This window comes from Nitratireductor sp. GCM10026969, assembly GCF_042660605.1.
Taxonomy (GTDB): Bacteria; Pseudomonadota; Alphaproteobacteria; order Rhizobiales; family Rhizobiaceae; genus Chelativorans.
Genome location: NZ_JBHSUM010000083.1, coordinates 1 through 18,189 on the forward strand (window position 1 = coordinate 1; position 18,189 = coordinate 18,189).

The following is an 18,189-nucleotide window of genomic DNA, read 5'->3' on the forward strand; positions in this document are numbered from 1 at the left end:
GGGCCGCACCGCAGCGAGTTGCGCGTGCGCCATGCACCGAAGGACATGCCGGCCGAAAACTGCTCCACCGGCGAGCAGAAGGCGCTGCTCGTCGGCCTCGTGCTCGCCCATGCGCGCCTGACGGCGGAGCTTTCGGGCACGGCGCCGATCCTGCTTCTCGACGAAATCGCCGCCCATTTCGACGCCGGACGGCGCGCAGCCCTGTTCGACATCCTGGAGGAGTTGAACTGCCAGGCGTTCATGACCGGCACGGAAGCCTCGCTTTTTTCCAGCCTTGAAGGGCGCGCCCAGTTCCTCACGGTGGCGGGCGGAACGGTCATGCCGGCCAGCGCCTGACAAGACGCGATCGGCGCGCTATGGTCTACGCATGAATGAATTTTCCCCTGCTCTTTCCGCCGAGGAACTGGAGCGCTATGCGCGCCATATCGTGCTGCCGGAGATCGGCGGCGCGGGACAGCAGAAGCTGAAACGCGCGCGCGTTCTGGTGCTCGGCGCGGGCGGCCTGGGCGCACCGGTCCTGGCCTATCTGGCGGCGGCGGGCGTTGGAACGCTCGGCATCGTCGACGACGACCGGGTCTCGCTGTCCAATCTGCAGCGCCAGGTCATCCACGACACCGGTTCGGTCGGCGCGGCCAAGGTGGACAGCGCCCGTATGGCGATCGGACGGCTGAATCCGCATGTGGCGGTCGAGACTCATCTGACACGGCTGGACGCGGCGAATGCGCGGCCGCTCGTCGCCAGCTACGACGTGGTGGTGGACGGATCGGACAATTTCTCCGCGCGCTACACGCTGGCGGATGCCTGTGCGGCGGAAAACCGGCCGCTGGTGACGGCGGCGGTGGGCCGCTTCGACGGTTCGCTCACCGTGCTCAAGCCGTATGAAAGGCGTGCCGACGGCACTGCCCTGCCCGGCTATCGCGACCTCTTTCCCAATCCGCCGCCCGAAGGCGTCGTGCCGTCCTGCGCGGAGGCCGGTATCGTCGGCGCGCTGACCGGCGTCATGGGCTCGCTGCAGGCGATGGAGGTCATCAAGCTCATCACCGGCATCGGCGAGCCGCTGGTCGGGCGGCTCCTGATGTACGACGCGCTGTCGGCACGCTTCGAGACGATCCGCTTCGGCATACATAAAGCCGGTTCCTGACCCGGCCCGATCTGCTTCTGCGTAACCCGCGCGCGGGAGACCGGTCTTCACTTCTTCTGCCCTAGTTGGCAAATCGTCTGGCGGCCAAGACGCACAGGATCACGGCGACGGTCGTCACGAGCATCGATAGGCTGACGGTCTCATGCAGCAGCGTTGCGGCCAGCGCCAGGCCGAAAAAGGGCTGAAGCAATTGCAGTTGGCCGACGGAGGCGATGCCGCCCTGCGCGAGGCCGCGATACCAGAATACGAAGCCGATCAGCATGCTGAAGAGCGAGACATAGACCAGGCCCAACCATGCCGGCCCGCCGATGCCTTGCCAGGAGGCCGGCATGAGCGAACAGGCGAGAACCAGCATTACCGGCAGCGACAGCACCAGTGCCCAGGATATGACCTGCCAGCCGCCGAGCCTGCGGGAAAGCTTCGCGCCTTCCGCATAGCCAAGTCCGCACACGAGGATGGCGGCGAGCATCAGAAGGTCGCCCGAAGTCGTCGCGTCTGCCCCGACGCTGAAGGCAAACCCGACGACAAGCGCGCTGCCCATTGCCGAGAACAGCCAAAAAGCGAGGCGCGGTCTTTCACCGCCGCGCAATACGCCGAACATGGCTGTCGCAAGCGGCAGAAGGCCGATGAAGACGATAGAGCGTGCCGACGTCATGTGCTGTAGGGCGATCGCCGTCAGCAGGGGAAAGCCCACCACCACGCCAAGCGCCACTAGGCCCAGTGCGCCGAGATCGCCCCGCCGAGGCCGCTTCTGCCGAAAGGCAAGCAACAGCATCGCCGCCAGGAGCCCGGCGACGGCCGCCCTTGCCGCGGTGAGAAACACCGGATCGAAATCGGCAACCGCAACGCGGGTCGCCGGGAGCGATCCGCTGAAGATCAACACACCGAGCAGCCCATTGCCCCACCCACTTACCAACTTGTCCATCGCATGCCTCTTTTTCATCCTGTATCGGTTGCGCCGATGGAACTTGCCAGTGAAAATGCATGACAATCCTGATGAACTGTCATGGTCATGAGAGCAGTACAGAACGAAGACGAGGCGGCGCCCGAAGGCCGGGGCGGGACATTGGTGGAGCACGTGATGGGGACGATCCGGCAGCGGATCTCCTCGCGCGCGCTGCTGCCCGGTGCGAAGCTACCGTCCATTCGCCGCCTCGCCGAAACCATGCGGGTGTCCAAATCCACCGTCGTCGAAGCCTATGATCGGCTGATCGCCGAAGGCGCCATCACCTCGCGGCGCGGCTCGGGCTTTTTCGTCACCTCCCAACCGACCCCGCTGTCCCTTGTGGAGATCGGTCCACGGCTCGACCGTTCGGTCGATCCATTCTGGGTCTCGCGGCAATCGCTCGAGGCCGGGGATGGAATCCTGAAGCCCGGTTGCGGCTGGCTGCCTGCATCGTGGATGCCGGAAGCGGCCATCCGGCGTGCTCTGCGCCGCCTTGCCCGCAGCGATGACGCGACGCTGACCGACTACGGAACGCCGCTCGGGCTGGCGCCCCTGCGGCGGCTGCTCGCCCGCAGGATGGGCGAGCACGGCATCGAAGCCGCGCCGGACCAGATCATGCTGACGGAATCGGGCACCCAGGCCATCGATCTGCTATGCCGTCTCTTGATCGAGCCGGGCGATACAGTCGCCGTCGACGACCCCTGCTACTTCAATTTCCACGCTCTTTTGCGCGCCCACCGGGCGAAGATCGTCGGCGTCCCCTACACGCCGTCGGGACCGGACATGGAGGCTTTCGGGCGGACGCTGGCTGAGCACAAGCCGCGCCTGTACATCACCAATTCGGCGCTCCACAACCCGACCGGCGCGACGTTCTCGCCCCTTGCCGCGCACCGGCTTCTCAAGCTCGCGGAAGAGCACGACCTGACCGTTGTCGAGGACGACATATTCTCCGACTTCGAGTACGAGCCCTCGCCACGGCTTGCCGCCTTCGACGGCCTGGAGCGGGTCGTGCATATCGGCAGCTTCTCGAAGACCCTGTCGGCATCCGTACGCTGCGGATACGTGACCGCGCGGCGCGACTGGATCGAGCGGCTGGTCGACCTGAAGATCGCCACATCCTTCGGCGGCGGGCACATGTCTTCGCAACTCGTTCTCGCCATTCTGCAGGACGGCACCTACCGCAAGCACATTGACGGGCTGAGGGCCAGCCTGTCGCGCGCGATGGCGCTGACGCGCGCACGCCTCGAATCGATCGGCGTGACCCCATGGATCGAGCCGAGGGCGGGCATGTTCCTCTGGTGCCGCCTTCCAGGCGCTTTGGACGCGGCGGATATCGCGCGGAGCGCCCTTGCCGAAGGCGTCGTGCTCGCCCCCGGCAATGTCTTTTCCCTTTCACAATCCGCAAGGAACTACATGCGCTTCAATGTCGCGCAGTCGTCGGACCCGCGTATCTACACAGTGCTGGAAGCGGCGATCGGGAAGCAATAGCGCATTCGTGTCCGGTCAAATCTTGCGCGGCAGCACGCGGTCGGGCGGGCGATGGCCGTCGAAGAAGGTACGGATGTTGATGATCACCTTCTCGCCCATGTCGATGCGCCCTTCGATCGTGGCCGAGCCCATGTGCGGGAGGATGACCACCTTGCCGTTGGCCGCCAGGCGCACCAGCTTCGGGTTGACCGCCGGCTCGTGCTCGAAGACGTCGAGGCCGGCGCCGGCCAGCTTGCCCTCCTCGATCATCTGAATGAGCGCATCCTCGTCGACCACGTCGCCGCGGGCGGTGTTTACGACGTAGGCGGAGGGCTGCATCAGCGCCAGCCGCCGCGCCGACAGAAGGTGGAAGGTCGCTGGCGTCGAGGGGCAGTTGACGGAGATGATGTCCATGCGGGCGAGCATCTGGTCGAGGCTGTCCCAATAGGTGGCCTCCAGCTCGTCCTCGATCATCGGCGCCACGCGGTGGCGGTTGTGGTAGTGGATGGAAATGCCGAAGGCCTTGGCGCGGCGCGCCACGGCCGTGCCGATGCGGCCCATGCCGACAATGCCGAGCCGTTTGCCCCAGATGCGCCGGCCGAGCATCCAGGTGGGCGACCAGCCTGCCCACTTGCCGTCGTCGGTGAGCACTGCGGCGCCTTCGGTCAGCCGCCGCGGCACGGCCAGCATCAGCGCCATGGTCATGTCGGCCGTGTCCTCGGTGAGCACATTGGGCGTGTTGGTGACGGTGATTCCCTTTTCCGCCGCCGCCGGCACGTCGATATTGTCGACACCGTTTCCGTAGTTGGCGATCAGCTTGAGCTGCTCGCCCGCCTGGGCGACGAGGGCGGCATCGATGCTGTCGGTGATGGTGGGCACCAAGACATCCGCCTCCTTGACCGCGGCGACCAGCTCCGGCTGGCTCATAGGCCTGTCGTCGATGTTCAGCCGCGCATCGAAAAGCTCCCGCATGCGCGTCTCGACCTGGTCGGGCAGCTTGCGCGTAATGACGACGAGTGGCTTTTTCCTGCTGGTCATCGGCACCTCGTACCGCCCCTCCCGTTGAGACCTCTTTAACCAAGACCGGCGACACTGCGGGCCAAGGCGGCTCCCGCATTATGGCCACGGCCTCGTGTCTACCAAGCGGGCGCTGCGAAGACAAAGAAAAAGGCAAAACGCACGTTTTGCGGGGGTGCGTCGGGCTTTTCATCTACCCGCGCAGCCCCATCTCGCCTGGGAGTATTCGTATGCCGCGTTGGGCCCGTGCCTGGTTTGTGTTTGTGCTGATATGCATGGTGGCCATTGTCGTGTCCGGCGCCCCGCCCGTTTCGGCGAACGAGGCGCGAGCGGCCGAGCGCGGTCCCAGCGGCCTGCCGCTGCCGCGCTTCGTCAGCCTCAAGTCGGGGCGGGTTAACATGCGCGTGGGTCCGGGGACCAGCTACGCCGTGAAATGGCTCTACACGAAAAGCGGCCTGCCGATGGAGATCATACAGGAGTATGACAATTGGCGGCAGGTGCGCGATGCCGACGGGGCGGAAGGCTGGATCAACCAGGCGCTCCTGTCCGGCCGGCGCACGGGCATCGTCGCGCCCTGGTTCAAGGGCAAGGCGACGACGCTGCCGCTCCTGGCCAGGCCGAGGGAGGACGCGCAGCGGGTGGCCGAAGTGGAGCCCGGCGCGATCGGCGAGGTACGCGAATGCGACGGAAAATGGTGCCGCATGGATTTCAACAGACACACCGGCTGGATCCGCCAGGCCACGCTCTGGGGGGTTTATCCCGACGAAATCATAGAGGAGTAGCGGCTTTTCCACCCAGCTTGCGCCTGAAGCACATCCAACTTTGGCAGAAGCCTGAACGCTGCCGCGCCCGGGACTTACCGCCTGCGCGGGCGCAGCCGCACCATGATGTCGACATGGGCGATCTCCATGCCGTCGGGCGGGGCAGGCAGGTTCGACACGCTCACCGGTCCTTCCGGAATGTCGACGAGGCGGTTCTCGCCTTCCAGGAAGAAGTGATGGTGGTCGGAGGTATTGGTGTCGAAATAGGTCTTCGAGCCTTCGACCGGCAGGATGCGCAGCATGCCCGCCTCGGTGAACTGGTGCAGCGTGTTGTAGACGGTGGCCAGCGAAACGCGGACGCCGGCGCCCAGCGCTTCCTCGTGCAACTCCTCCGCCGAGATGTGGCGGTCGCCCTCCGCGAACAGGAGCTGCGCCAAGGCGACGCGCTGGCGCGTGGGGCGCAGGCCCGCCTCGCGCACGCGCTTCTCAAGCGTGGCACCGTTCGGTTGGGTCCGTAAAGCGGTCAAGGAAACCTTTCCTGCCCTTCTCGCGTCATTTCGTACGGCATCAGGAACGCCATTTGCCTGCCCCACATATATTCCGGGACGCAAAAGCGATCAATAGAGCCTCCATGCACAAGAGCACGCGATTCGGGCGCCGGATAATGGCGCGATCCTGTTTCCTACCGCAAACAAGCTGTGATAGGGAGACACGACCAAAAGGCCCGGCAGGGCGGCGAATGAGAACGAGACTACATGGCGCAGACGAAATCCAGCTACAGTTACGAAGACCTCCTGGCCTGTGCCCGCGGCGAGCTGTTCGGCCCGGGCAATGCGCAGCTTCCGGCACCGCCCATGCTCATGTTCGACCGCATCACCGATGTGCAGGTTGAGGGCGGTGAATTCGGCAAGGGCTATATCCGGGCCGAGCTCGACGTGAAGCCCGACCTGTGGTTCTTCGATTGCCACTTCATCGGCGATCCAGTCATGCCGGGTTGTCTCGGCCTCGACGCCATGTGGCAAATGACGGGATTCTTCCTCGGCTGGCTCGGCGAACCCGGCAAGGGGCGCGCCATCTCCACCGGAGAGGTCAAGTTCAGCGGCATGGTCACGCCGGATGTCAAGCGCGTGGAATACGGCGTCGACTTCAAGCGCGTGATGCGCGGCCGCCTCGTGCTCGGCATCGGCGACGGCTGGCTAAAGGCCGACGGTGAGACCATATACAAGGCTTCCGACCTGCGGGTCGGTCTGTTCAAGCAGGATGCGGCATAGGCCGCGGCACTTTCAACAGATGCGGGCGACCCGCCTCAAAGCCCCAGGGAGAGCGACATGAGACGCGTCGTAGTCACCGGCCTCGGTATCGTTTCGTCGATCGGCAACAATGCCGAGGAGGTCAAGGCCTCGCTGCGCGATGCCAAGTCGGGCATCAGCTATTCAGAGGCGTTCGCCGAGCACGGCTTCCGATGCCGGGTCTGGGGCGCGCCGACGCTCGACCCGACGGAACTGGTCGACCGGCGAGCCATGCGCTTTCTCTCCAAGGGCGGCGCCTGGAACCATGTCGCGATGGAGCAGGCCATTGCCGATGCCGGGCTGGAGGAGAACGACATCACCAATGAGCGCACCGGCATCATCATGGGGTCCGGCGGACCATCGACGCGCACCATCGTCGAGGCGGCCGACACGACCCGCGAGAAGGGCTCGCCGAAGCGCATCGGCCCCTTCGCCGTGCCGAAAGCCATGTCGTCCACGGCTTCGGCAACACTCGCGACCTGGTTCAAGATCCACGGCGTGAACTATACGATAACGTCGGCCTGCTCGACCTCGGCGCACTGCATCGGCAACGCCGCCGAGCTCATCCAGTGGGGCAAGCAGGACATGGTCTTCGCCGGAGGGCACGAGGATCTCGACTGGACCATGTCGAACCTGTTCGATGCCATGGGCGCCATGTCGTCCAAGTTCAACGACACGCCCGACAAGGCCTCGCGCGCCTATGACGTCAACCGCGACGGCTTCGTGATCGCCGGCGGCGCGGGCGTTCTGGTGCTGGAAGAGCTGGAGCATGCCAAAGCGCGCGGCGCCAAGATCTATGGCGAGCTCACGGGCTACGGTGCCACCTCCGACGGCTTCGACATGGTGGCCCCCTCGGGCGAAGGCGCCGTGCGCTGCATGCGCCAGGCGCTGTCCACCGTGAAGGGCAAGGTCGACTACATCAACACCCACGGCACCGCCACGGAAGTAGGGGATTCGCGCGAGGTGGAGGCGATCCGCGAGATCTTCGGAGACGAGATGCCCCACATCGCCTCGACCAAGTCGCTCACCGGCCATTCGCTCGGCGCGGCGGGGGTGCAGGAGTCGATCTACGCGCTCTTGATGATGCGGGGAGGCTTCATCGGCGAGAGCGCGCACATCGAGGAACTGGACCCCGAATTCGAAGGTGTACCGATCGTGCGCAAGCGCATCGACAACGCCAAGATAGACACGGTGCTTTCGAACTCCTTCGGCTTCGGCGGGACCAACGCGACGCTCGTTTTCCAGCGTTACGCAGACTGAAGGAACGGGCGATGGAAGGTTTCATGAAGGGCAAGCGCGGCCTCGTCATGGGGGTCGCCAACAACCATTCGATCGCCTGGGGGATCGCAAAAAGGCTTGCCCAGCACGGGGCGGAACTGGCCTTCACCTATCAGGGCGAGGCATTCGGCCGTCGCGTCAAGCCACTCGCGGAACAGGTGGGTTCCAAGCTTCTCCTGCCCTGCGACGTGGAAGACAGCGCCACGATCGACAATGTGTTCGAGACGCTGGCGAATGAGTGGGGATCGCTCGACTTCCTGGTGCACGCGATCGGCTTTTCCGACCGCAACGAGCTCAAGGGCCTCTACGCGAACACCACGCGGGAGAACTTCATCCGCACCATGGTGATCTCCTGCTACTCCTTCACGGAAGTCGCGCGGCATGCGGCGGCGATGATGGACAAGGGCGGCAGCCTGCTGACCCTCACCTATGCCGGCTCCGTGCGCGTCATGCCGAACTACAATGTGATGGGCGTGGCCAAGGCGGGGCTCGAGGCGAGCGTGCGGTATCTGGCCAACGATTACGGCCCGCGCGGCATCCGCGTGAACGCCATCTCGGCAGGGCCGGTGCGCACGCTGGCCGGCGCCGGCATCTCCGACGCGCGGCATATGTTCACCTATCAGAGCCGCAACTCGCCGCTGCGCCGCACCGTCTCGATCGACGAGATCGGCGGCTCGGCGCTCTACCTCTTGTCGGACCTTTCGTCCGGCGTGACAGGGGAAATCCACTATGTGGATTCGGGCTACAACATCGTGTCGATGCCCACGCTGGACGAGTTGAAGCAGTCCGGCGAGGCAGCCGAGGAGGCGGAGGCGGAGAAGTAACCGCTCGGCACCGCTCATAGTGCATTTTCGCATTGCGACTGAACGGCCGCCCTATCGCCGCCCCCACAGCACCTTGAACATGGCATCGCGGCAGATTTCACCGTGGCGTGGAAAGGCGCTTTCCATCGCCGCCTCGTAGGGCAGCGGACGGTTGGCGACGAGAAACAGCCTGCCGCCGGGCCTCAGCGCCCCGGCCGCGACGGCGATCATGCGGCCGCCAACTCCGGGCTCCGCCGCGCGGCCGGTGTGAAAGGGCGGGTTCATGACGATCGCGTCATAACGGCGCTCGACCGGTTCCCCCAGAAGATCTTGCCAGAAGAAGCCGCAGGGGCGGCCGGGCGCATGGGCCGCCATATTCCGTTTCGCCGCCTCCAGCGAGGCGAAATGCGCTTCGTAAAGGTCGAGCGAGCGGGGCGCGAAGCGCCCGGCCACGCACGTAGCAAGATAGCCCCAGCCGGCGGCGAAGTCGGCGATGTCGCCGGCAAGGTCGTCCGGCAGGTTGTCGGCCAAAAGGCGTGAGCCTGCGTCTATGCCATCCTCGGAGAAGCCGCCCGGGGCCGTCTCGAAGCCAGCGGCGGCGGAAGCTCCGGCAGGCGCCAGCGCTTCGGTCACCGCCGGAGACAGTTCGTCCGGACGCCTCAGCCAGAAGACGATGCCGTGATGCTTTGCGGCATGGTCCTCCAGCGGCATAAGCCCGGCCATGCGTTTACGGAAGCTCGCCGCACCATCCGTCTTCGTGCCTGCCGCGACGATCAGTCCGCCAGGTTTCACACGCTGCAGCGTCTCCGCGAGGGCGTTTTCATTCCCGCGGCGATGGCGGGTCATAAGCAGGATTGCGGCGTCGTAGCCCTCGTGTTCCGCTTCCGGCGTGACGATGAAGCCGGCCCGCTCCAGCGCCAGATAGTCCGGCCGGAAGCCTTGCACGAGATGGAACGCGGCGGCAAAGCCGTCGGGCAGATGGAGCCCCGCCCGCGCCCCGACGAAAAGCACGCGCTCGCCCGCTGCCGGGGCATCGAGCATGCCGCGATCGAAGGGGAAGAGGAGGGTGGGAAGCGCTTCGTTCATGGGAGGTTCTATAAATCAATTCCAGGAAAAGTGGGACCGGCGCCAGCCGACAGATATTGCAAGTCTCCCTCACCGACGGCAGTCCAGGACAAGGCAAAATGTCGAAAAGGCGCGCCAGCTCTCCTCTGCCGATCATGCCGTGACCTGAATGCCCAAGCATCGTTGCAAGACAAAGAAAAACGGGCGCGGCATGGCCGCGCCCGTTTTTCAATAGAGCGAATGCGAAAGGATCAGCCCTCGGCCTCTTCCGTCGCTTCCTTCTTCTCGCGCGCGATTTCCTTGCCCGTCTCCTGATCCACGACCTTCATGGACAGGCGCACCTTGCCGCGCTCGTCGAAGCCCATCAGTTTGACGAAGACCTTGTCGCCTTCCTTGACGACGTCGGTGGTCTTCTGCACGCGCTCGGGCGCGAGCTGCGAGATGTGCACCAGGCCATCCTTGGGGCCGAAGAAGTTGACGAAGGCGCCAAAGTCGGCGGTCTTGACGACGGTGCCCTCATAGATCTCGCCCACCTCCGGCTCGGCGGTGATGGAGTGGATCCACTTGCGGGCGGCCTCGATCTCCTTGCCGTTGGAGGAGGCGATCTTGACCGTGCCGTCGTCGTCGATGTTGATCTTGGCGCCGGTCTTTTCCACGATCTCGCGGATGATCTTGCCGCCCGTGCCGATCACGTCGCGGATCTTGTCGGTCGGGATCTGCATCACCTCGATGCGCGGGGCGAATTCGCCCAGCTCACCGCGGCTCTCCGACAGCGCCTTGGACATCTCGCCGAGAATGTGCAGGCGCCCGTCCTTGGCCTGATCGAGGGCGACCTTCATGATCTCCTCGGTGATGCCGGTGATCTTGATGTCCATCTGCAGCGAGGTGATACCGTCATCCGTACCGGCGACCTTGAAGTCCATATCGCCGAGATGGTCTTCGTCGCCCAGGATATCGGAGAGGACGGCAAAGCGATCGTCTTCCTTGATGAGGCCCATGGCGATGCCGGCGACGGGCTTTGAGAGCGGCACGCCCGCATCCATCAGCGCCAGCGAGGTGCCGCAGACGGTGGCCATGGAAGAGGAGCCGTTCGACTCGGTGATCTCCGAGACCACGCGAAGCGTATAGGGGAACTGCTCCGGGGCGGGCAGGAGCGGATGAACGGCGCGCCAGGCGAGCTTGCCGTGACCGATCTCGCGCCGGCCGGGCGAACCCATGCGGCCCGTCTCGCCCACCGAATAGGGCGGGAAGTTGTAGTGCAGGAGGAACGTTTCCTTGTAGGTGCCGGTCAGCGCGTCGACATACTGCTCGTCCTCCCCGGTGCCGAGCGTGGCGACCACCATGGCCTGCGTCTCGCCGCGGGTAAAGATGGCGGAACCGTGGGTGCGCGGGAAGACGCCGACTTCCGCCGAGATGGGACGCACGGTCTTCAGGTCGCGCCCGTCGATGCGGCCGCCGGTGTCGAGAATGTTCCAGCGCACGATCTTGGCCTGGAGCGCCTTGAAGACGGTGGAAACCTGCTCCGATGTCCACTTCGCGTCCTCGGCGTCCTCGGGAAGGAAGGTCTCCTTCACCTTGGTCTTGGCCGCGTCGACGGCCGTATAACGGGCCTGCTTGTCGGTGATCTTGTAGGCCTCGCGCAGGTCGTTCTCGACGACCTTCAGCATCTCGCCCTCGAGTTCGGAAAGATCCTCGGGGAGGAACTCGCGCGGCTCCTTCGCTGCTACCTCGGCCAGCTTGATGATCGCGTCGATGACGGACTGGAAGCTCTTGTGGCCGAACATGACCGCGCCCAGCATGACGTCCTCGGGAAGCTGATGTGCCTCCGATTCCACCATCAGGACGGCGTCCTGCGTGCCGGCGACCACGAGATCGAGCTTGGTCTCCTCCATCTCGTCGATATGCGGATTGAGCACGTACTCGCCGCCGATATAGCCGACGCGCGCGGCACCGATCGGCCCCATGAAGGGCACGCCGGAAAGCGTCAGGGCGGCGGACGCCGCGACCATGGCCACGATGTCGGGATCGTTCTCCAGATCGTGCTGCAGCACGGTCAGGACGACCTGCGTGTCGTTCTTGTAGCCGTCGACGAAGAGCGGACGGATCGGCCGGTCGATCAGGCGCGACGTCAGCGTCTCCTTCTCGCTCGGGCGTCCTTCACGCTTGAAAAAGCCGCCCGGGATCTTGCCGGCGGCGAAAGTCTTCTCCTGATAGTTGACGGTGAGCGGGAAGAAGTCGAGGCCCGGCTTGGGCTCCTTCGCCGAAACGACCGTGGCCAGAACCACCGTCTCGCCATAGGTGGCAAGCACGGCGCCGTCCGCCTGGCGGGCGATCTTGCCTGTCTCCAGGGTGAGCGGACGCCCACCCCACTCGATTTCCACTTTGTGCTGATTGAACATGTCTTGTCCTTGTTAACCGAAGGTCCCCACGCCGCCTCCGGCATGCGGATCCTTGCTCGCTTTCATTCGGGACGAGCCATGGGCAAGACAACGGGAGGCTTGGGTTCGCGCCGCCCCGGCGCGACAAGCATCCTGCAATCCTGCCCCATGACCTGTCCGTCGTGCGCCTCCTTATCCAGAGGCATTCGCCCGCGCCTCGGCGCCGGGCGATAAACGGCGGCGGGCCCCGAGGAGCCCGCCGGCCGAAACTAACGACGCACCCCGAGCCGCTCGATCAACGTCTTGTAGCGGCTCTCGTCCTTCCTCTTCACGTAGTCGAGGAGACGGCGGCGCTGCGAGACGAGCTTGAGCAGACCACGGCGGGAATGGTTGTCCTTCTTGTGGTCCTTGAAGTGCTCGGTCAGGTTCTTGATGCGCTCGGTCAGGATGGCGACCTGGACTTCCGGCGAACCGGTGTCGCCGCTGGCGGTCGCGAATTCCTTCAAAAGCTCCTGCTTGCGCTCGGCAGTAATCGACATCGAAACATCCTTTCTGTCATTCGAGGAACTTGCCGCCCATGGCCGGGATGTCGTCCAGCCAGGGCCGTTGCCATCGCGCGGCTGAGCACGCGATACCGCCGCGCATATAGTGCATTGTGGGGGGGATTGCCAGCCAAAAGCGCAATCGGGTCAGTGCCCGGCGTCGGGAGCGCGGTGGGCGCGATCCGGCAGCACGCGCTCGACCGGGATCCTGAAAACGCACTCCAGACCGTCACGGTGGAAGGTGCGCTCGATCTCGGCGTCAAGCGTACCGCCGAGCATCCGTTCGATGATCTCGGTTCCAAAGCCGAACTTCACCGGACGGCGTCGGCTGAGGCGTGCCAGATGCTCCCGCCAGTGGATAACCAGCTTCTCATCCTCCACGCGCCAGGAGATCGAAAGCCGGCCGCTCCTGGTTGCGAACGCGCCGTATTTCGAGGCGTTGGTGGCCAGTTCGTGAATCGCAAGGCCGATCGTCTGGGCGGCCTGGCTGGCCAGCCGGAAGTGCGGACCGGAAAGCTCCAGCCGCTTGGCGTCGTCGGGTCTGAACGGCTCGATTTGTGCCAGCAGAAGCTCGCGCAGCTCCACGCCGGTCGCGCCGCCGGCGATCAAGAGGTCGGTCGAGCGCGCCAGGCCATAGAGCCGCTTCTGGAAGGAATCGAGGAAGGTCGGCAGCGAGCGGGCATTGCGTGCCGTCTGCTTGGCCATGGACGCGACGACGGTGAGCTGGTTCTTGGCCCGGTGCGCCACTTCGCGCATGAGAAGCCTGATCTCGTTCTCGGCCTGCTTCCTGTCTCCCGCCGCTTCGGCCAGAGCCGCCGAGACGGTGGTCACCTCGGCGATGGGATAGATCGCCGCCTTGACCGGCTCGCCGGCGCCCAGGCGCCGCGCGTCGTCCGCCAGACGGCGCACCGGTTTGGCGATCTGACGGCCCAGGAACCAGGCCGCCGCCATGCCGATGGCGATGATGATCAGGCTGCCTCCCAGGAGCAGGCGCAGCGAACGCCGCATCGGCTCCTCCACGGAGGAGCTCGGCGCCCACACCACCACTTTCCAGCCGCTGAGATCCGATTCCTCGACAATGGTGACATAGGAGTCCTCCTGAAAATTGCCCTCCTCCGGCTCACGAGGCCGGGCAATCTGCGGTGACACGCCGCTGTCGATGTCGAGGAAAAAGGGCTTGCCAATATCGGAGGAGAGATAGGAGGAGACGATCACGGTGCCATCGCGGTCGATCAGGGAGGCGTTCCAGCCACCGCGGAGCATCTGCTGGGAAAGGGTGTTGGCCAGGGACACCGCATCGCGAGTCATCACCAGCAGGCGCGGCTCACGATTATCAACCAGATAGGGTAGAATGACGTTGAACACCCATTTGCCCGACGTACGGCCGAAGAAGACGCCCGAGATCGTGGCCGCGCGCGAGTCGAGCGCCGTCTGTGCAGATCTCGGGTCCGAGGTAGGATCGAGCTCGGTACCATACGGCACTCGTGTATTCAGCATCTGGCCCAGATTCTCGTCGAGCAGGATCAGATAGGATCCGGTGCCCGCGAGCGCCAGTTTTGCACGGTCGTAGAAATCCGGAATATTGTCCGCCGCCAGCGTCGGCGTGGTGGAAAGCACCCTGAGCGTGGTCAACATTCCGCTCAGTTCGCGATCGACCGCCTCCGCGACCGAACTTGCCATGGCTTCCGTAAGGGTGTTGACCACCTCCCTCTGCGCCGCATCGTTGCGCTGTAGCAGGACGATCGAGATGGCGAAGGCGGGGATAATGGTTGCGGCAATGAACAGAAACAGAAAAAAGCTGATCGGCTTCGGACTGGTCAGTCCGGCACGCAGCCGCTGGGCGAATCCGCCCGGCGCCGCAAAGGGAGCGCTCTCATCCGTTTCCACGTCTTGCCTGGCCATGTGCCTGTCCAACCCGCATCATTGTCTCAATGCTAAAGTCGGGCAAGCGTTGCAAGTACCTGAAACGCCGCGCGCAATGCGAAGCGTTTACTGACCGAAAACGCGTTTCGGCTTGAACTTGCCTGCCTCGACCACGCCGATCGCCACCAACCGGCCGCGCGCGCTGGCCCAGGCCTCGGGCGCTTCCACCGGCGCGTCCCGTCCGCGCACGATCACCGGATTTCCAAGGCGGATGCGCGCCGCCGCATCATCGCTCAAGACCACCTCCGGAAGGCCGTCGAGGGCGGCGGCGATATCCATCAGACAGCCGTCGAGTGCAGCAAAGCGCTCCTCCTCGTCGGTCGCTTCCGCGGCCGCTTCCTCAAGCGCCTTCATCGTAACGAGTTGCTCCGCCTCGAAGGGATAGACCTCCGTGCGCCGCAGGTCGGCCACGTGGCCGTAGCAACCGAGATCACGCCCCAGGTCACGGGCGATGGAGCGCACATAGGTTCCTTTCCCGCACTCGACCTCCAGCACGGTGCGTCCGGATTCGGGCATCTCGACAATGTCGAGCCGGCCGATTTCCACCTCGCGGGCAGCGATTTCCACCGTCTCCCCTCCGCGCGCCAGATCGTAGGCGCGCTCGCCGCCGATCTTCACGGCGGAGAACTGTGGGGGTGTCTGCATGATGAGGCCGGTGTAGCGAGGCAGAAGCGCCCGGATCTCGGCCTCCGAGGGACGCTTTTTTGAGCTTTTGACCACCGGCCCTTCCAGGTCGTCCGTCGAGCGTTCCTCGCCCCAGGCGACGGTGAAGCGGTAGACCTTGGCACCTTCCATCACATAAGGCACCGTCTTGGTCGCCTCTCCCACGGCGATGGGCAGCATGCCGGAGGCAAGCGGGTCGAGCGTGCCGGCATGGCCCGCCTTCTGCGCCTTGAAAAGCCACTTCACCTTGGAGACGGCGTCGGTCGAGCCCATGCCGGCGGGCTTGTCCAGCACCAGCCAGCCGGAAACAGGCCTGCCCTTCTTTCCCCGGCGCGCCATCAGGCAAGCCTCCTCAGGTACCGGCTACCGTTCATCGTCCTCATCGTCATCCTTGTCCAGGTCCCGCGCCACTTCCGGCGATTTCAAGAGCTTGTCGATCTTGTCGAAATTCTCGAAACTCGTGTCCAGGCGAAAACGGAATTCGGGCATGTATTTCAACTGCCTGAGCGCGGGCGCGGCGCGGCCGCGAATAAAGCGCGCGTTGCGATTGAGGGCGTCGACGACCGCCTCCTTCTCCTCAGAGCCGAGCGGTGAGACGAAGGCTGTGGCGATCTTCAGATCAGGGGACATGCGCACCTCGGAGACCGAGATGACCGCACCTTCAATCTGCGGATCGCGCACGTCACCGCGTTGGAGGATTTCCGCCAGCGCGTGGCGGGCCTGCTCACCGACGCGAAGCTGTCGTTGTGACGGGGCGGAAGTAGCCATGGTTCGTCTCTTGGAAAAGGATTGCGCCGACACGCGCATCGACGCTTTGCAAAAGGTTCATTCAGGATGTGCCCGTCAGTTGCGGTTCGACGGGCTCACCACGAGGGCTCGTGTCTGCGCCTGTACATTTGCGCCGAAGCTTGCCTTGAGGCTTGCCTCGCCTTCACCCTCCTCCTAGCCGGATGAGGGTGAAAGCGTTACTCGTCGCCCCTTTACAGCGTCCGCGTCACCATCTCGACGCGGTAGGCCTCGATGACGTCGCCGACGCGGATGTCCTCGTAGTTCTCGAAGGCCATGCCGCATTCCTGGCCGCCGGGCACTTCCGACACCTCGTCCTTGAAGCGCTTGAGCGTCTTCAGCTTGCCCTCGTGGATCACGACATTGTCGCGGATGAGGCGCACGCCGGCACCGCGCTCGACCTTGCCTTCGGTGACACGGCAGCCGGCCACCTTGCCGACCTTGGTGATGTTGAAGACCTCAAGGATCTCGGCATTGCCGAGGAACGTCTCGCGCCGTTCGGGCGAAAGCAGGCCGGACATGGCCGCCTTGATGTCGTCTACCAGGTCATAGATGATGTTGTAGTAGCGAATTTCGACGCCCGACTGTTCGGCCGCATCGCGCGCCTGCTTGTTGGCGCGGACGTTGAAGCCGATGATGGCGGCCTCCGAGGTCTCGGCCAGCGTGACGTCGCTCTCGGTGATCGCGCCCGCGCCGGAATGAACGATGCGCGCACGCACCTCGTCCGTCCCCAGCTTGTCGAGCGCGGCGACGATGGCCTCGATCGAACCCTGCACATCACCCTTGATGATGAGCGGGAACTCCTTCATGCCGCTCGACTGGAGCTGCGACATCATCTGCTCGAGTGAGCCGCGGCTTCCGGCCTGACGCGCCACGGCACGCTCACGTGCCTTGCGCTGGCGGTATTCGGAGATCTCGCGGGCGCGCGCCTCGTTCTCGACCACGGCGAAACGGTCGCCGGCCTGCGGCGTGCCCTGAAGACCGAGGATCTCTACCGGCGTGGACGGCCCCGCCTCCTTGACCTGCTCGCCGCGCTCGTTGACCAGCGCGCGAACGCGGCCCCACTCGTTGCCGGCGACGATGATGTCACCGGGCTTCAGCGTTCCGGCCTGCACCAGCACCGTGGCCACGGAACCGCGGCCCCGGTCGAGCTTGGCCTCGATGACCACACCTTCGGCGGTGCGCTCCGGATTAGCCTTGAGCTCCAGGATCTCGGCCTGGAGGAGAACCGCCTCCAAAAGCCTGTCGAGATTGGTGCCTTTAACGGCGGAAACCTCGACGTCCAGCACGTCGCCGCCCATGGATTCCACGAAGACCTCGTGCTGGAGAAGCTCCGTGCGCACTTTCTGCGCGTCGGCCTCCGGCTTGTCGATCTTGTTGATGGCCACGATGATCGGCACACCAGCCGCCTTGGCATGATTGATGGATTCGATCGTCTGCGGCATCACGCTGTCGTCGGCGGCGACCACCAGGACGGCGATATCCGTCGCCTGGGCGCCGCGGGCGCGCATGGCGGTGAAGGCGGCGTGGCCCGGCGTGTCGATGAAGGTGATCGCCTGTCCGTCCTGCTCCACCTGGTAGGCGCCGATGTGCTGGGTGATCCCGCCGGCCTCGCCGGAGACCACGTTGGCATGGCGGATGGCGTCGAGCAGCGAGGTCTTGCCGTGGTCGACATGGCCCATGATGGTGACCACCGGCGGCCGCGGCTTGAGGTCCTCGGACTTGTCGGCGATGTCGAAAAGACCTTCTTCCACATCCGACTCGGCCACGCGCTTGGCGGTATGGCCAAATTCAACGACCACGAGTTCCGCCATATCGGCGTCGATCACGTCGCCGGGCTTCATCATCTGGCCCTGCTTCATGAAGTATTTCACGACGTCGACGGCGCGCTCGGCCATGCGGCCGGCCAGCTCCTGGATGGTGATCGTCTCGGGAATGACCACCTCGCGCACGATCTTCTCGCGCGGCTCCTGGTGCTGCGAGCGCTTGAACTTCTCCTGACGGCGGCGCATCGCGGACAGCGAGCGGCTGCGGGTCTCCTCGTCGGAGAGCGCGGAATTGAGGGTCAGCTTGCCGCGCCGGCGCGGCTCCTCGCCGCGCGGCTTGGCCGGACGGGCCGGCGCCTCGGGC

General features: G+C 64.9%; 16 protein-coding genes and 1 pseudogene. 7 read left to right on the top strand and 10 right to left on the bottom strand.

The annotated features are described in order from the left end of the window. A pseudogene (locus tag ACFP9U_RS16025) lies at nucleotides 1-336 on the top strand (DNA replication and repair protein RecF); the annotation flags it as partial. A 31-nt stretch (nucleotides 337-367) separates the two neighbouring features. Continuing rightward, entirely contained in the window at nucleotides 368-1,141 is a 774-nt protein-coding gene (locus tag ACFP9U_RS16030; RefSeq protein ID WP_378622935.1) for a molybdopterin-synthase adenylyltransferase MoeB, read from the top strand. 61 nt (nucleotides 1,142-1,202) lie between these two features. On the opposite strand, the gene ACFP9U_RS16035 is transcribed toward ACFP9U_RS16030, so the two are convergent. Further along, nucleotides 1,203-2,066, bottom strand: coding sequence for a DMT family transporter (locus tag ACFP9U_RS16035; RefSeq protein ID WP_378622936.1), 864 nt, complete (start codon nucleotides 2,064-2,066; stop codon nucleotides 1,203-1,205). An 81-nt stretch (nucleotides 2,067-2,147) separates the two neighbouring features. On the opposite strand from ACFP9U_RS16035, the gene ACFP9U_RS16040 reads away from it, so the two are divergent. Then, nucleotides 2,148-3,575, top strand: coding sequence for a PLP-dependent aminotransferase family protein (locus ACFP9U_RS16040; protein WP_378622938.1), 1,428 nt, complete (start codon nucleotides 2,148-2,150; stop codon nucleotides 3,573-3,575). Between the two features lie 15 nt (nucleotides 3,576-3,590). On the opposite strand, the gene ACFP9U_RS16045 is transcribed toward ACFP9U_RS16040, so the two are convergent. Then, nucleotides 3,591-4,592: a 2-hydroxyacid dehydrogenase gene (locus ACFP9U_RS16045; RefSeq protein WP_322454020.1), complete on the bottom strand. Its 1,002-nt coding sequence runs from the start codon at nucleotides 4,590-4,592 to the stop codon at nucleotides 3,591-3,593. Between the two features lie 209 nt (nucleotides 4,593-4,801). Between ACFP9U_RS16045 and ACFP9U_RS16050 the strand changes: the two genes are divergently transcribed. Then, a complete protein-coding gene (locus ACFP9U_RS16050) occupies nucleotides 4,802-5,353 on the top strand; it encodes an SH3 domain-containing protein (protein WP_378622940.1) in 552 nt (183 codons plus the stop codon). Between the two features lie 74 nt (nucleotides 5,354-5,427). On the opposite strand, the gene irrA is transcribed toward ACFP9U_RS16050, so the two are convergent. Then, nucleotides 5,428-5,859, bottom strand: coding sequence for an iron response transcriptional regulator IrrA (irrA, locus tag ACFP9U_RS16055; RefSeq protein WP_322454022.1), 432 nt, complete (start codon nucleotides 5,857-5,859; stop codon nucleotides 5,428-5,430). A gap of 228 nt (nucleotides 5,860-6,087) precedes the next feature. Here irrA and fabA point away from each other — a divergent pair, with 228 nt between their 5' ends. From fabA to fabI, 3 genes are read left to right on the top strand one after another with little or no spacing between them, the layout of a single operon-like run. Next, the gene (fabA, locus tag ACFP9U_RS16060) at nucleotides 6,088-6,603 is read left to right on the top strand and encodes a 3-hydroxyacyl-[acyl-carrier-protein] dehydratase FabA (RefSeq protein WP_378622942.1); all 516 of its coding nucleotides are present in this window, start codon (nucleotides 6,088-6,090) and stop codon (nucleotides 6,601-6,603) included. Nucleotides 6,604-6,660: 57 nt separating this feature from the next. Continuing rightward, complete coding sequence (gene fabB, locus ACFP9U_RS16065; protein ID WP_378622943.1) at nucleotides 6,661-7,881, top strand: beta-ketoacyl-ACP synthase I; 1,221 nt, start codon at nucleotides 6,661-6,663, stop codon at nucleotides 7,879-7,881. 11 nt (nucleotides 7,882-7,892) lie between these two features. Next, nucleotides 7,893-8,723: an enoyl-ACP reductase FabI gene (gene fabI, locus ACFP9U_RS16070; protein WP_378622945.1), complete on the top strand. Its 831-nt coding sequence runs from the start codon at nucleotides 7,893-7,895 to the stop codon at nucleotides 8,721-8,723. 51 nt (nucleotides 8,724-8,774) lie between these two features. Here the strand turns inward: fabI and ACFP9U_RS16075 are convergent, their stop codons facing one another. The 7 genes from ACFP9U_RS16075 to infB form a co-directional block, all read right to left on the bottom strand. Further along, the gene (locus tag ACFP9U_RS16075) at nucleotides 8,775-9,788 is read right to left on the bottom strand and encodes a class I SAM-dependent methyltransferase (RefSeq protein ID WP_378622946.1); all 1,014 of its coding nucleotides are present in this window, start codon (nucleotides 9,786-9,788) and stop codon (nucleotides 8,775-8,777) included. A gap of 230 nt (nucleotides 9,789-10,018) precedes the next feature. Next, complete coding sequence (pnp, locus tag ACFP9U_RS16080) at nucleotides 10,019-12,166, bottom strand: polyribonucleotide nucleotidyltransferase (RefSeq protein ID WP_378622948.1); 2,148 nt, start codon at nucleotides 12,164-12,166, stop codon at nucleotides 10,019-10,021. A 248-nt stretch (nucleotides 12,167-12,414) separates the two neighbouring features. Continuing rightward, on the bottom strand, nucleotides 12,415-12,792 hold the full coding sequence (gene rpsO / locus ACFP9U_RS16085; RefSeq protein ID WP_378622956.1) for a 30S ribosomal protein S15: 378 nt from the start codon (nucleotides 12,790-12,792) through the stop codon (nucleotides 12,415-12,417). 42 nt (nucleotides 12,793-12,834) lie between these two features. Beyond that, complete coding sequence (locus ACFP9U_RS16090; protein WP_378622949.1) at nucleotides 12,835-14,589, bottom strand: sensor histidine kinase; 1,755 nt, start codon at nucleotides 14,587-14,589, stop codon at nucleotides 12,835-12,837. 87 nt (nucleotides 14,590-14,676) lie between these two features. Beyond that, nucleotides 14,677-15,612, bottom strand: coding sequence for a tRNA pseudouridine(55) synthase TruB (gene truB / locus ACFP9U_RS16095; protein WP_378622951.1), 936 nt, complete (start codon nucleotides 15,610-15,612; stop codon nucleotides 14,677-14,679). Between the two features lie 24 nt (nucleotides 15,613-15,636). Further along, entirely contained in the window at nucleotides 15,637-16,080 is a 444-nt protein-coding gene (rbfA, locus tag ACFP9U_RS16100) for a 30S ribosome-binding factor RbfA (RefSeq protein WP_378622953.1), read from the bottom strand. A gap of 173 nt (nucleotides 16,081-16,253) precedes the next feature. Continuing rightward, the coding region (gene infB / locus ACFP9U_RS16105; protein ID WP_378622954.1) for a translation initiation factor IF-2 at nucleotides 16,254-18,189 on the bottom strand (1,936 nt) is incomplete at its 5' end.

What these genes read in the sequence shown, in the direction of transcription:
- fabB (WP_378622943.1), top strand. Translation starts at nt 6,661, where the DNA reads ATGAGACGCGTCGTAGTCACCGGCCTCGGTATCGTTTCGTCGATCGGC.
- ACFP9U_RS16090 (WP_378622949.1), bottom strand. Translation starts at nt 14,589, where the DNA reads ATGGCCAGGCAAGACGTGGAAACGGATGAGAGCGCTCCCTTTGCGGCG.
- ACFP9U_RS16040 (WP_378622938.1), top strand. Translation starts at nt 2,148, where the DNA reads ATGGTCATGAGAGCAGTACAGAACGAAGACGAGGCGGCGCCCGAAGGC.
- rbfA (WP_378622953.1), bottom strand. Translation starts at nt 16,080, where the DNA reads ATGCGCGTGTCGGCGCAATCCTTTTCCAAGAGACGAACCATGGCTACT.
- ACFP9U_RS16045 (WP_322454020.1), bottom strand. Translation starts at nt 4,592, where the DNA reads ATGACCAGCAGGAAAAAGCCACTCGTCGTCATTACGCGCAAGCTGCCC.
- truB (WP_378622951.1), bottom strand. Translation starts at nt 15,612, where the DNA reads ATGGCGCGCCGGGGAAAGAAGGGCAGGCCTGTTTCCGGCTGGCTGGTG.
- ACFP9U_RS16035 (WP_378622936.1), bottom strand. Translation starts at nt 2,066, where the DNA reads ATGGACAAGTTGGTAAGTGGGTGGGGCAATGGGCTGCTCGGTGTGTTG.
- fabA (WP_378622942.1), top strand. Translation starts at nt 6,088, where the DNA reads ATGGCGCAGACGAAATCCAGCTACAGTTACGAAGACCTCCTGGCCTGT.
- ACFP9U_RS16075 (WP_378622946.1), bottom strand. Translation starts at nt 9,788, where the DNA reads ATGAACGAAGCGCTTCCCACCCTCCTCTTCCCCTTCGATCGCGGCATG.
- fabI (WP_378622945.1), top strand. Translation starts at nt 7,893, where the DNA reads ATGGAAGGTTTCATGAAGGGCAAGCGCGGCCTCGTCATGGGGGTCGCC.
- ACFP9U_RS16030 (WP_378622935.1), top strand. Translation starts at nt 368, where the DNA reads ATGAATGAATTTTCCCCTGCTCTTTCCGCCGAGGAACTGGAGCGCTAT.
- ACFP9U_RS16050 (WP_378622940.1), top strand. Translation starts at nt 4,802, where the DNA reads ATGCCGCGTTGGGCCCGTGCCTGGTTTGTGTTTGTGCTGATATGCATG.
- pnp (WP_378622948.1), bottom strand. Translation starts at nt 12,166, where the DNA reads ATGTTCAATCAGCACAAAGTGGAAATCGAGTGGGGTGGGCGTCCGCTC.